The following is a 12,679-nucleotide window of genomic DNA, read 5'->3' as shown; positions in this document are numbered from 1 at the left end:
ACGAAAACGGGCGCCCGAAGGCGCCCGCATCGCGTGCCGTCGCGACCTGCGGCTCAGGTCACCGGCGCCGGGTTGAACAGCGTCAGCGCATTCGCGAGCTTCCATTGCTCGGCCCACGTGCGCCGTTTACCGCTCGCGACGTCGAGCATCAGACGGAACAGCTCCCAACCCACGTCCTCGATCGTCGCCGCGCCGGTCGCGATCTGCCCCGCGTCGAGATCCATCAGGTCGTGCCAGCGGCGCGCGAGATCGCTGCGCGTCGCGACCTTGATCACCGGCACCTGCGCGAGGCCGTACGGCGTGCCGCGGCCGGTCGTGAAGATGTGCAGGTTCATCCCGGCCGCGAGCTGCAGCGTGCCGCAGATGAAGTCGCTCGCGGGCGTCGCCGCGTACAGCAGCCCCTTCTGCCGCGCGCGATCGCCGGGGCGCACGACGCCGGCGATCGGCGCGCTGCCCGACTTCACGATCGAGCCCATCGCCTTCTCGACGATGTTCGACAGCCCGCCCTTCTTGTTGCCGGGCGTCGTGTTCGCGCTGCGGTCGACGCGACCGCGCTGCAGATAGCGGTCGTACCAGTCCATCTCGCGGATGATCTCGCGCGCGATTTCTTCGTTCGCCGCGCGCGACGTGAGCTGCGCGACGCCGTCGCGCACTTCGGTCACTTCCGAGAACATGATCGTCGCGCCCGCACGCACCAGCAGGTCGGCCGCGAAGCCGACCGCCGGGTTCGCGGTGAGCCCCGAAAACGCGTCGCTGCCGCCGCACTGCACGCCGACGACGAGATCCGATGCCGGGCAGGTTTCGCGCCGGCGGCGGTTCAGCCGCTCGAGATGCGATTCGGCCATCTTCATGATCGAGTCGATCATCGAGTTGAAGCCGACGTGCGCGGCATCCTGAAGGCACACGATGCCGCCGTTGTCCGTCGCGCCGTCGGCCGCGACCGGAATCGCGCCGGGCGGCAGCAGCCGCTCGGGCTGCAGCTTCTCGCAGCCGAGGCTCACCGTCATCACCTCGCCGCCGAAGTTCGGGTTCAGGCTGATGTTGCGCAGCGTGCGGATCGGGATGTCGGCATCGGGCGCATCGATCGCGACGCCGCAGCCGTACGTGTGCTCGAGCCCGACCACGTCGTCGACGTTCGGGTAGCGCGGCAGCAATTCTTCCTTGATCCGTTTCACCGCATGCTCGACGACGCCCGACACGCACTGCACGGTCGTCGTGATCGCGAGGATGTTGCGCGTGCCGACCGAACCGTCGGGATTGCGGAATCCTTCGAACGTATAGCCTTCGAGCGGCGGCAGCGGCGGCGCGGCACGCGTCGCGAGCGGCAGATCGTCGAGGCCGGGCGGCTCGGGCATGCGCATCGTGCGCTCGTTGACCCAGCTGCCGCGGCGCAGCTCGGTAAGCGCGTAGCCGATCACGACGTTGTAGCGGACGATCGGGTCGCCGGGCGCGAGGTCGACGAGCGCGACCTTGTGACCTTGCGGCACGCCTTCGCGCAACGTCAGGCCGTCGGCGAACGTCGCGCCTTCCGGCAGGCCGCCGTCGTTGACGACGATCGCGACGTTGTCGTCCGGGTGCACGCGAATGTAGAGAGGGGAAGCAGTCATCGGATATTCCTGGAGGCTAGGCTACCGTCTAATCGTTAGTCATCATACGACATTCAACACCATCCTGCGATGCTCAGTAAACCCTTATCCGGAAAGACCCTACTTTGCCCGGCCAGCAAACCGCTTGCGTCGCTCTTTCTTGCGTTGTACGATGACATACAACGACATCGCCAATATGGCCCGGATGCCGTGCCCGACGAACCCAGCACTCGCGCTAGACGGACGACCCAACCATGACCTCACCGCAAGAACTCAAACAGATCATCTCCCACGGCCTGCTGTCGTTTCCGCTGACGGATTTCGACGCGGACGGCAGCTTCCGTCCGACCACCTACGCCGAACGCCTCGAATGGCTCGCGCCGTACGGCGCGACCGCGCTGTTCGCGGCCGGCGGCACCGGGGAATTCTTCTCGCTCACGCAGCGCGAGTATTCGGACGTGATCCGCGTCGCGACGGAAACCTGCAAGGGCAAGGTGCCGATCCTGGCCGGCGCCGGCGGCGCGACCCGTGTCGCGATCGAATATGCGCAGGAAGCCGAGCGCCTCGGCGCGAGCGGCGTGCTGCTGATGCCGCACTATCTGACCGAAGCGAGCCAGGAAGGCATCGCCGAGCACGTCGAGCAGGTGTGCCGCTCGCTGAAAATCGGCGTCGTGGTGTACAACCGCGCGAATTCGAAGCTGAACGCCGACATGCTCGAGCGCCTCGCCGATCGTTGCCCGAACCTGATCGGCTTCAAGGACGGCGTCGGCGAAATCGAAAGCATGGTCACGATCCGCCGCCGCCTCGGCGACCGCTTCGCATACCTCGGCGGCCTGCCGACGGCCGAAGTATATGCAGCCGCGTACAAGGCGCTCGGCGTGCCGGTGTATTCGTCGGCCGTGTTCAACTTCATCCCGAAGACGGCGATGGCGTTCTACGAAGCGATCGCGAAAGACGACCACGCGACGGTCGGCCGCCTGATCGACGAGTTCTTCCTGCCGTACCTGAAGATCCGCAACCGCCGCGCCGGCTATGCGGTCAGCATCGTGAAGGCGGGTGCGAAGCTCGTCGGCCACGACGCGGGCCCGGTGCGCGCACCGCTCGTCGATTTGACCGATGCGGAGCTGGCCGAACTCGACGTGCTGATCAAGAAGATGGGTCCGCAGTAAACGAGCGCGGCCGGCAGCGGGGCGTTCGTCGGCGCCGCTGCCGGCCGGTTCGCCGTGCGACCGCTCGCGCATGGCGCGAGCGATCCGATTTGCCTGAAACGACGCGCGCGCAACCGCTGCGATGCGTGCGTCATCTGTCGGCGGCGCGGCTTCCTGCCACGCCGCGCTATGCCGCCGCCGTCACATCTGCGCGATGATCCCGACGAGCCGGTGACGCACGATACCCAGCCTGATCCGTGTCGACTCGACCTGCGCCTGTGTGCCTGTCCGTGCACGTGCGTTCGACGCGTTGTCGAGGATCTGCGCGAGCACGTCGCGGTCGACGACCGCATCGAAGAACCGGCCGACCGTGATCGTCGCGGACTGCTTCGCCGTCGTGAGCTGATTGTTGGCCTGCGTCAGGGCGTCGGTGCGCGCGCGCTGATCGCGTTCGTCGATATCGCGGCGATATTTCAGCGCGAACACGAGTGCTTCCATGTCCTGCCTGAAGCGGCGAACCGCGTGGCCGAATGCGAGCGAATGCGCATCGGAATCGGTGACGACGCGCCCCTGGTTGATCGTGATGTCGAATTCGCCGCCGCCCAGGTCGCGCCGCAATTCCAGCAGCGTGTTGGCGAGGACGCGGCCTTCGCTGTATTCGCCGATCTGGCTGCGAACCGATTGGGCGACGTCGCCGATCGCCTTCCATAATCCGGCGGCGAACAGGTGGTCGCCGCGCTTGCTGATGTTCATCGGAGGGTTCCTTGTTGGATTTTTGGTCTCTCAGGCTCGCCTGCGGACCGGGCGGTCCGAGGCCTCGCTACTGTAGGAGAAATTCGGGAGACAGGGAAGCCGACGCCCGCGTCGGTGGGGCAACACATCATCCATAGCATCATTTGATGCCTCAACCGATGCATCGGCCTTCCTCGGGAGCCGCTCATGCGCACCACTTATCGCTCGACGACGCACTGCTCGCCAAAGCGCAGCAATTGACCGGCGTCACCGAAAAATCGGCGCTGGTGAGAGAAGCGCTGCGTGCATTGATCGCGCGCGAAAGCGCACGCCGGCTTGCCCGCCTCGGCGGTACCGAGCCGGATCTCGAATCTGTTCCGCGGCGCCCATCGGAGCCTGCATGATTCTTGTCGACACTTAAGTGTGGATCGACCACGTTCGGGCCGGCGATGCGACGCTTACGACCTTGCTGGAAGCCGAACGCGTGTTGATTCATCCGTTCATCATCGGCGAGCTCGCGCTCGCCAGCATGCGCGATCGCCAGACCGTACTGGATGCGCTGCGCGACCTTCGCGCCGCCACCCCGGCAACCGACGACGAAGTCCAGCGCATGATCGATGTCGTACCGCTTCACGGGCTCGGCATCGGTTACGTCGACGCCCATCTCCTTGCGTCCGCCAGACTGACCACTGGCGGCAAGTTGTGGACACGCAATCGGCGCCTGCTGGCTGCAGCCGAGCGCCTGCAACTCGTCGCGCACCCCGCTCACCGACCGCGCCAAAGTGGCGGCTCGAAAGCTCGCCATCAATAAAAAACGGCGGACGCGCCCGTGGGCACCGTCCGCCGCCGCGTTTCAACAACGTGCGGCAACGCGCGCCTCGCGGCACGCGCCTCCAGCCGTTTCACACCGTCACTCCGCCTTCCCGTCCCGCAGCCGCGGAATCCCCAGCGGATTGCTTTCCTGCAACCCTTCCGGCAGCAGGTCGTCCGGGAAATCCTGATAGCACACCGGCCGCAGAAAGCGGTCGATCGCGGTCGCGCCGACCGACGTGACCGCCGGGTTCGACGTCGCCGGGAACGGCCCGCCGTGCACCATCGCATCGCACACCTCGACGCCGGTCGGGTAGCCGTTGACGAGCAGACGCCCGGCCTTGCGCTCGAGGATCGGCAGCAGGCGGCGCGCGAGCGGCTTGTCGCCGGCGTCCATCTGCAGCGTGGCCGTCAGCTGACCCTCGAGGGCATCGAGCACGCGCGCGACTTCGTCGAGATCGCGGCAGCGCACGATCAGCGAGGCCGGCCCGAACACTTCGTGACCGAACGCCGGCTCGGACAGGAACGCCTGCGCGGCGACTTCATACAGCGCGCCGCCTGCCTGGCATTCGGTCTGCGCCGCCTCGCCCGCGCCGATTTCTCGTACGCCCGGCAATTCGGCCAGCTTGCCGCGGCCGTTGCGATACGCGTCGGCGATGCCGCGCGTCAGCATCACGCCGGCCGGCTTCTTCGCGAGCGCCTGCGCGGCGGCGGCCTCGAAGCGGTCGAGATCGGGGCCGTCGACGGCCAGCACGAGGCCCGGGTTGGTACAGAACTGGCCGGTGCCGAGCGTCAGCGAATCGACGAAGCCGGCCGCGATCGCGTCGCCGCGCGCGGCCAGCGCGGCCGGGAACAGCACGACCGGGTTGATGCTGCTCATTTCCGCATAGACGGGAATCGGCTGCGGTCGCGCATTCGCGAGCTGCACGAGCGCCATCCCGCCCTGCCGCGATCCGGTGAAACCGACTGCCTGGATCGCCGGATGGCTGACGAGCGCCGCGCCGATCACGCGGCCGGGGCCGATCAGCAGCGAGAAAACGCCGGCCGGCATCCCGCATTTCGCGACCGCCGCGCGAATCGCGCGGCCGACCAGCTCGGACGTGCCGAGATGCGCCTCGTGGGCCTTCACGATCACCGGGCAGCCGGCCGCCAGCGCCGACGCGGTGTCGCCGCCGGCCACCGAGAACGCGAGCGGGAAGTTGCTCGCGCCGAACACGACGACGGGCCCGAGCCCGATCTTCTGCAGCCGCAGGTCCGAGCGCGGCAGCGGCGTGCGCGCGGGCTGCGCGGGATCGATCGACGCGGCGAGGAAGCGGCCGTCGCGCACGACGCGCGCGAACAGCCGGAGCTGGCCGACCGTGCGGCCGCGCTCGCCCTGCAGCCGCGCGACGGGCAGGCCGGTTTCGGCGTGCGCGCGCTCGATCAGCGTGTCGCCGAGCGCGACGATTTCGTCGGCGATCGCTTCGAGAAACGCCGCGCGAGCCGCGAGCGGCTGTGTGCGATACGCGTCGAAGGCGTCGCGCGCGAGCGCGCACGCGCGCTCGACGTCGGCCTGCGTCGCGACGCCGAATGCCGGTTCGTCGATCGGCGCGCCCTTCGTCGGATCGAACGCGCGCAAGGTTCCGGCCGAGCCGGCCACCGCGTCGGTGCCGATCAGCATCTCTCCAGTCAGTTGCATCGGGTGTGCTCCGTGGTTCGGGAATGATTCGATCATTGTAGCTCAACAGATACGATGTCTGCCGACAACGTTGCGTGCTTGCCGGGGTACCGCCGCTCTCCCGGCACCCGCGTCAAAGCGTTGTCTGGCCTTGCGAAGAGCGATAGTCGCGCGTGTCTTCCGGCCATTCAAAGGGAAAACCCGAGGTTCCAGCACCCCGCCGTTATCCATAAACTTCAGCCCATGTCATACGACGACGTACGTTAAAGTGCCTAATCAACCCCCCTCTCGCGATCTTCCGATCGAACTCGCCGGCAGCGCGCGCCGCACCGCCGTGCGCTACTGGATCCTGGCGATGCTGTTCGTCGTCACGACGCTCAACTATGCGGACCGCGCGACGCTGTCGATCACCGGCACGCCGATCCGCAAGGCCTTCGGCATCGACCCGGTCACGATGGGCTACATCTTCTCGGCGTTCAGCTGGGCGTACGTGCTGGCTCAGCTGCCGAGCGGCTGGCTGCTCGACCGCTTCGGCGCCCGCCGCGTGTATGCGGCCAGCATCTTCCTGTGGTCGGCGTTCACGCTGCTGCAGAGCACGATCGGCGTCGGCGGCAGCGCCGCGTTCGCCGTGGCCGCGCTGTTCGCGATGCGTTTCGCGGTCGGCATCGCCGAGGCGCCGGCGTTTCCCGCGAACGCGAAGGTCGTCGCGAGCTGGTTCCCGACCGCCGAGCGCGGCACGGCGTCGGCTATCTTCAACGCCGCGCAATACTTCGCGGCGGTCGTGTTCTCGCCGCTGATGGCGTGGCTCACGCATGCGTACGGCTGGCACCACGTGTATCTGTGGCTCGGCCTCGCCGGCATCGCGCTCGCGCTCCTGTGGCTGCGCGTGATGAAGGATCCGGCCGACCATCCGCGCGTGAACCGCGCGGAACTCGAGCATATCGGGCACGGCGGCGGCCTGGTCCGCACGACGGGCCGGCCGGGCGGCGCCCGCGGCAGCGGCGCCGCGTCCGAAGGCAGCCGCGTCGCGGGCTGGTACTACGTGCGCCAGCTGCTGTCGAACCGGATGCTGCTCGGCGTCTATCTCGGCCAGTACTGCGTGAACGTGCTCACGTACTTCTTTCTCACGTGGTTCCCGATCTACCTGGTGCAGGCGCGCGGGATGTCGCTGCTGAAGGCCGGCTTCATGACGTCGCTGCCGGCGATCTGCGGGTTCCTCGGCGGCGTGCTCGGCGGGATGCTGTCGGATACGCTGATCCGCCGCGGCGTGTCGCTGACGCTCGCGCGCAAGATCCCGATCGTCGGCGGAATGCTGCTGTCGATGGTCATCATCGGCTGCAATTACGTCGACAGCGAAGGGCTGGTGATCGTGCTGATGGCCGTGTCGTTCTTCGGCAAGGGGATCGGCTCGCTCGGCTGGGCCGTCGTCGCGGACACCGCCCCGAAGGAAGCGATCGGCCTGTCGGGCAGCCTGTTCAACATGTTCGGCAACACGGCGGGCATCGTCGCGCCGATCGCGATCGGCTACCTCGTCGGCGCGAGCGGCTCGTTCAACGGCGCGCTCGTGTTCGTCGGGCTGAACGCGCTCGTCACGGTGTTCAGCTATCTGGTGATCGTGAAGGACATCAAGCGCGTCGAGTTGCGTCATCGCGACGCTTGAGCGTCGGACGCGTGCGGCCGCAGGAACAGGACGGCGGCGGCCGCGTGTCAGCGGCCGCCGCTTTTCCGTCGGTCAGGCCGCGGAATGCGCGACGCGCAGCATGTCGTGCACGCCGGACGTCATCAGCGCGAGAAACGCGAGCAGGCCGACGTAGCAGAGCGCGTAGGTCGTTTTCGTTTCGACCGACGTCGCGTAGTACGCGCGGTTCTCCGGCGCGTCGGGATCGTAGCGCCACGCGCGCTTCAACTGCGGCAGCGCGAGGATCGCCATCACGATCAGCAGCGGACTCGGCCGGTACGCGAACAGCGCGATCAGCACCGGCACGCCCGCGAACCAGATCCGCGGCGACAGCACCGCGGTAATGCGCCCGCCGTCGAACGGCGACAGCGGAATCAGGTTGAAGAGATTCAGGAAGAAGCCTGTGTAGGCCAGCGCGAGCAGCAGGTTGCTGTCGTAGTGCCGCGCGAGCGCATAGCAGGCGAGCGCGCCGAGCGTGCCGACGAACGGCCCGGCCAGCCCGACGTACGCGTCGGTTTCCGCGTCGTGCGGCAGCTCGTTCAACTGGATCCACGCGCCGACGAACGGGATGAAGGCCGGCAGCCCGACGTCGAGCCCGCGCCGCTGCGCGGCCACATAGTGGCCGGCTTCGTGCACCAGCAGCAGCGCGACGAAGCCGGCCGCGAAGCGCCAGCCGTAGAACATCGCGTAGACCGCGATCGACGCGAGCATGCTGCCCACCGATACGAGCACCTTGCCGAGCTTCAGACCGCCGAAGACCAGCAGCAACAGTTTCGTCATTCGTTGCGCTCCGCGCGGGACACGGCGGTGGCATCGGTTGCATCGACGGCGACCGGCACGGCCGCCGGCTTCGGCTTGCGGCCGAAGAAGCGCTTCAGCGCCGCGCCGCCCGCGAGCAGCGCGACCGCGCCGATCTTGAAGAACTTCACCGCGAACGCGCCGATCAGCGCGACCAGCCCGAGCTTCTTCGCGCCGACGCCGACGATCAGCGCCGCGAGGCCGTACTCGGCGACGTGATCGGTCGACTGGTTGAAATCGGCGTAGCGCTTGCCGTCGTTGAAGCGGATGTTCGCGAGCAGGCCGTCCGCCGAACGCTTGTACTTCGGCAGATCGGCGAGCGTCGACGCCATCGTCAGCGACAGGTAGCCGTCGCGGCCGAGCACGAGCGTCCGGTAATTGACGCCGTCGCGCTCCGGGTTCGCGGCCGCGCCCTTGTGGCGGATGATCGCGGACCACACGAGCCGATGCGTGGCCGCGTCGTACACGGGCGCCTGCGCCCACCCGACCACCTCGTTTTCGGGCAGCCCGCGCTCCTTGCGCGCCGGGTTGTTTTGCTCGGTGCCGGCCTGCAGGCTTTTCAGCAGCTCGTCGGGTTTCCAGTCTTTCGCGTCGTCGTCGCGGATGTAGCCGCTCGGCTCGAACGACACGACCGAGATCCAGTCGGCGTCCGGGTCGTCAGGCAGCACGAGGCCGACCAGCGTCGATTCGTCGATCGAATTGCCCATCGAGCGCAGGTAGCGGCCGGCTTCGGCGGCCGGCACGAAAGACTCGCCCTGCTTCAGCTTCAGTACCGCTTCGTGCTTGACGTCGATATCGGCCGGCCCGTTCACGACGGCCTTGTTGGCGGCCGCGGCGGCGGCCCTCATCTCGACCTGCGCGGCTTCGGTTTGCGCGTGGCCGCGGGTTGCGGCGAGCGCGAGCATCGCCACGCAGGCGACGCGGACGGCGAATGTTTTCATTATTGGATTCCCCCGGGACTACCTTGTTGTCGATGTGCGCGGCGTCCGGCCGGGCCATCGTGGCCGCGGGCCGGCGCCGCCTCTCAGGTGGCACGGCGGCTATGGTAACGCAGCTTCCCGGGCCCTCCGGCGACGAAATGCGCGGTGAAACGGCGCCGCGCGTGCCGGCTTGCGGCGCCGGCGACGCACACCGATCCGGAATGCTTACCTCGCAGGTAATGCCCGGCGCGCGCGGGATTGCCTATCATCGTCACCATGAACTCGACCGCCGCCCTCCAATCGCCCCCTCCGTCCGCCGGCCGCGCATCCGGCATCGGCCCGCTGCTGCGCACGTGGCGCCAGCGCCGGCGCCTGAGCCAGATGGCGCTCGCGCTCGACGCGGACGTGTCCGCGCGGCACCTGAGCTTCGTCGAATCGGGCCGCGCGCAGCCGAGCCGCGACATGGTGCTGCATCTCGCCGAGCGCCTCGACGTGCCGCTGCGCGAACGCAATGCGCTGCTCGTCGCGGCAGGCTATGCGCCGCTCTTTCGCGAGCGGCCGTTTTCCGATCCGCAGCTCGACGCGGCGCGCCATGCGGTCGAAGCGGTGCTGCGCGGCCACGAGCCCTATCCGGCGCTCGCGGTGGATCGGCACTGGACGCTGCTCGCCGCGAACCGGATGCTCGGCGCGCTGGTCGCGCAGGCCGACTCCGCGCTGCTGCAGCCGCCCGTCAACGTGCTGCGCCTGAGCCTGCATCCGGACGGCCTCGCGTCGCAAATCGTCAACTGGCACGAGTGGCGCGCGCATATCCTGCACCGGCTGCAACGGCAGATCGATGCGAGCGGCGACCGCACGCTGCATACGCTGCGCGACGAACTCGCCGCGTATCCTGCGCCGGCCGGCCAGCCCGACGATGCGCCGGCGCGCACGGATTACGCGGATATCGCGGTGCCGTTGCGGCTGCGCGCCGCCAGCGGCGAGCTGACGTTCTTCAGTACGACGACGGTGTTCGGCACGCCGGTCGACGTCACGCTGTCGGAACTCGCGATCGAGGCGTTTTTCCCGGCGAATCAACAGACGGCGGACGCGATGCGGGCGTTGGCGGATCAGTTGCCGGTGTCGTGAGCAGCGTCAACGGCGCTCGAATGCGCCGCGCTTCACGCGACGCGCGAGCAGCCCGTGCCGTTCGTGCAGCGGCGCCGCACAAGGGCCGCCGATCGAAAGACGGGTTGACGACGGCCTGCCGGGCATGACTGCCGGTGAAGACGCACGCCCAATCACGTATAAAGCGACGCCTGCGGCCATTCCCCCGTCAGCGCGAACCGGCCGACATCGCGCAGCCGATAGTCGAGCGGATCGTGCAGCGTATGCGTGCGCGCGTTGCGCCAGAAGCGGTCGAGACCGAGCGATGCGGCCGTCGCGCGGGCGCCGCACGCATCGAACAGCGCTTCGCCGTTCTCGAGCGCTGCGCGCTGCGCGACGATCTTCGCGTCCGACACCGCGAGTGCGGCTTGCGCGCGTTCATCGGCCGTCAGCGCGTCGCGCCGCGACCACGCACGCTGCAACGCGGCGGCCGCACGATCGGCGAGCGAGGCCGCGGCCACCGCGTGCACGCGCATGTCGCCGAAGCGCTGCAGCGTATAAGGATCGTCGCTCGCCCGTGCCACGCCGGCGGCGATCCACGGCCGGCCGTGCTTCAGCACGTAGTCGCGCGCCTCGGCCAGCGCGCCTTCCGCGAGCCCGACGAACAGGTTGGTCAGCACGAGCTGCGACACCAGCGTGCGCAGCGTCGCGCGCGGCGTGGGCGGCGTCTCGGACCGGTGCAGCACCTCTTCGGGCGCAAGCACCACGCCGTCGAAACGCACGCTGCCGCTGTCGGTCTGGCGCTGGCCGATTGGATCCCAGTCGTCGTCGACCGTGATCCCGTCGCGATCGGTCGGCACCACGCCGAACACGGCGCGACCGGTGTCCGGATCATGCGCGGACACGGTCATCCGCTGCGACCCGCGCGTGCCCGAGCAGAAGCCCTTCACGCCGTCGAGCCGGTAGCCGCCGTCGGGCGTCGCGGTCGCCGCGAGCCGCGTGTCGAGCGGGTTGACGGCATTGCCCCACCACCAGCGATGCTCGACCGTGCCGCGCAAGTAACGCTCGCGCTGCGCCGCGTTGCCCCACACGTCGACGCTCACGACCTGCAGCGCCTGAAACCCGACCAGATGCGCGAGCGCGCTGTCGACGCGGGCGATGCGCCGGATCGCGTCGTAGATCGTCGGCCACGCCGCTTCCTGGCCGCCGAATTCGCGCGGCACCGCGAGCGTGAGCAGGCCCGCGTCGGCGAGCCGCTGCTTCTCGGCGGCTGCGTGACCGCCCGCGCGATCGCGTTCGACGGCCGTCGCGCGCAGCGCGTCGATCGCACGCGCGAGCACGTCGTCGGTTGTGGCCGGCGCATCGGTATCGGGCGCAACGGTTGCCGGCCCGCGTGGATCGTTCATGCGGCCGCTTCCTGTGCAGTCGTTTCGTGCGCGACGGCTTCACCCGACAGCGGCACCAACGCGCCGAGCGGGCGCCCGGTCAGCCGCGACAGGATCTCGCGCCGCCAGTCGTCGTAGATTGCGCGGTATTCGGCGATATCCGCGCCAAAAACGTGCGCGGTGTGCGCGTATTCGTCATGCAGATAACCGTCGAGCCGCGCCTGCGTTTCCTCGTCGGCCGCGAGCACGCGGTCGATCAGCGCATCGCGCTCGGCGGCCGGCAGCGCCTCCAGCGTGTCGAACCACCACTGCACGATCTGCACGCGATGCCATTCCTCGTCCGGGCGAATCCGGTTCTCGCCGTGCTCGCGCATCGCGCCGTCGGCGATGCGCGCGGTCTTGCGCTGGATCCACAGCTTCGCGAGGATGTGCAACTCGTAATGCCATTCGAATGCGAGGAAGCCGGCGACGTCGCGCACAGCGATGTCGCCGATGCGCGCCCAGTGCGCGGCGACGAGCCGTTCGACTTCCGGCAGCGGATCGCGGCCCGTCAGCTCGGTCACGCGGTCGCGGCCGATCACCGCGTGCGCGCCGTCGTCGCCGAGCTGGCGCGACAGGATCAGCTGGAAATGCGGGTCGTCGCGAAACAGCGTGTCGATCGCCTTCGCGACGACCTGCACGATGAACAGGTCGTGCGACGCCATCTTCGTGTAGTAGTCGGCGACGGCGGCCAGTTCGTGTTCGCCGCGCGGCTCGCGCGGCGGCGTCGCGAGTTTGTCGGGGAAGTCTGGACGATGGCGTCGCGCCACCTCCAGAAACAGCGCTTCCTCGAATTGTCCGTTCCACTCGCGCGGAGCACCGATGGGCAAGGTCATGGGTATC

At 68.6% G+C, this 12,679-nt stretch carries 12 protein-coding genes; 5 read left to right on the top strand and 7 right to left on the bottom strand.

Going from position 1 to position 12,679, the window contains the following annotated elements; genetic code table 11:
- Nucleotides 1–53 precede the first annotated feature (53 nt).
- The gene (garD, locus tag BSE24067_RS24435; protein ID WP_151066070.1) at nucleotides 54–1,607 is read right to left on the bottom strand and encodes a galactarate dehydratase; all 1,554 of its coding nucleotides are present in this window, start codon (nucleotides 1,605–1,607) and stop codon (nucleotides 54–56) included.
- A 233-nt stretch (nucleotides 1,608–1,840) separates the two neighbouring features.
- Here garD and kdgD point away from each other — a divergent pair, with 233 nt between their 5' ends.
- Complete coding sequence (kdgD, locus tag BSE24067_RS24430) at nucleotides 1,841–2,755, top strand: 5-dehydro-4-deoxyglucarate dehydratase (protein ID WP_151066071.1); 915 nt, start codon at nucleotides 1,841–1,843, stop codon at nucleotides 2,753–2,755.
- 180 nt (nucleotides 2,756–2,935) lie between these two features.
- Here the strand turns inward: kdgD and BSE24067_RS24425 are convergent, their stop codons facing one another.
- A complete protein-coding gene (locus BSE24067_RS24425; protein ID WP_151066072.1) occupies nucleotides 2,936–3,487 on the bottom strand; it encodes a hypothetical protein in 552 nt (183 codons plus the stop codon).
- A 146-nt stretch (nucleotides 3,488–3,633) separates the two neighbouring features.
- Between BSE24067_RS24425 and BSE24067_RS24420 the strand changes: the two genes are divergently transcribed.
- Both BSE24067_RS24420 and BSE24067_RS24415 read left to right on the top strand, forming a co-directional pair.
- Nucleotides 3,634–3,870, top strand: coding sequence for a type II toxin-antitoxin system VapB family antitoxin (locus BSE24067_RS24420; RefSeq protein ID WP_244130493.1), 237 nt, complete (start codon nucleotides 3,634–3,636; stop codon nucleotides 3,868–3,870).
- 17 nt (nucleotides 3,871–3,887) lie between these two features.
- Nucleotides 3,888–4,277, top strand: coding sequence for a type II toxin-antitoxin system VapC family toxin (locus tag BSE24067_RS24415; RefSeq protein WP_244130494.1), 390 nt, complete (start codon nucleotides 3,888–3,890; stop codon nucleotides 4,275–4,277).
- A gap of 99 nt (nucleotides 4,278–4,376) precedes the next feature.
- On the opposite strand, the gene BSE24067_RS24410 is transcribed toward BSE24067_RS24415, so the two are convergent.
- Complete coding sequence (locus tag BSE24067_RS24410; RefSeq protein ID WP_151066073.1) at nucleotides 4,377–5,954, bottom strand: aldehyde dehydrogenase (NADP(+)); 1,578 nt, start codon at nucleotides 5,952–5,954, stop codon at nucleotides 4,377–4,379.
- Nucleotides 5,955–6,201: 247 nt separating this feature from the next.
- Here BSE24067_RS24410 and BSE24067_RS24405 point away from each other — a divergent pair, with 247 nt between their 5' ends.
- Nucleotides 6,202–7,593: an MFS transporter gene (locus BSE24067_RS24405; protein WP_151066074.1), complete on the top strand. Its 1,392-nt coding sequence runs from the start codon at nucleotides 6,202–6,204 to the stop codon at nucleotides 7,591–7,593.
- 72 nt (nucleotides 7,594–7,665) lie between these two features.
- On the opposite strand, the gene BSE24067_RS24400 is transcribed toward BSE24067_RS24405, so the two are convergent.
- The gene (locus BSE24067_RS24400) at nucleotides 7,666–8,391 is read right to left on the bottom strand and encodes a site-2 protease family protein (RefSeq protein ID WP_151066075.1); all 726 of its coding nucleotides are present in this window, start codon (nucleotides 8,389–8,391) and stop codon (nucleotides 7,666–7,668) included.
- Nucleotides 8,388–9,350 (bottom strand): DUF2167 domain-containing protein, encoded by a 963-nt coding sequence (locus BSE24067_RS24395; RefSeq protein WP_151066076.1) that lies wholly within the window; start codon nucleotides 9,348–9,350, stop codon nucleotides 8,388–8,390. The genes BSE24067_RS24400 and BSE24067_RS24395 overlap by 4 nt, the downstream gene beginning before the upstream one ends.
- Before the next feature lie 255 nt (nucleotides 9,351–9,605).
- Here BSE24067_RS24395 and BSE24067_RS24390 point away from each other — a divergent pair, with 255 nt between their 5' ends.
- Nucleotides 9,606–10,454: a helix-turn-helix domain-containing protein gene (locus BSE24067_RS24390; protein ID WP_151066077.1), complete on the top strand. Its 849-nt coding sequence runs from the start codon at nucleotides 9,606–9,608 to the stop codon at nucleotides 10,452–10,454.
- A gap of 152 nt (nucleotides 10,455–10,606) precedes the next feature.
- Here BSE24067_RS24390 and BSE24067_RS24385 read toward each other — a convergent pair whose 3' ends face one another.
- Nucleotides 10,607–11,818, bottom strand: coding sequence for an acyl-CoA dehydrogenase family protein (locus BSE24067_RS24385; protein ID WP_151066078.1), 1,212 nt, complete (start codon nucleotides 11,816–11,818; stop codon nucleotides 10,607–10,609).
- Nucleotides 11,815–12,672, bottom strand: coding sequence for a hypothetical protein (locus BSE24067_RS24380; RefSeq protein ID WP_151066079.1), 858 nt, complete (start codon nucleotides 12,670–12,672; stop codon nucleotides 11,815–11,817). Before BSE24067_RS24380 ends, BSE24067_RS24385 begins: the two co-directional genes overlap by 4 nt.
- Nucleotides 12,673–12,679 lie beyond the last annotated feature (7 nt).

The organism is Burkholderia latens (assembly GCF_902499045.1).
Taxonomy (GTDB): domain Bacteria; phylum Pseudomonadota; class Gammaproteobacteria; order Burkholderiales; family Burkholderiaceae; genus Burkholderia; species Burkholderia latens.
The sequence above is the reverse complement of the archived record's forward strand: the minus strand, read 5'-3'. Positions and strand labels throughout refer to the sequence as shown.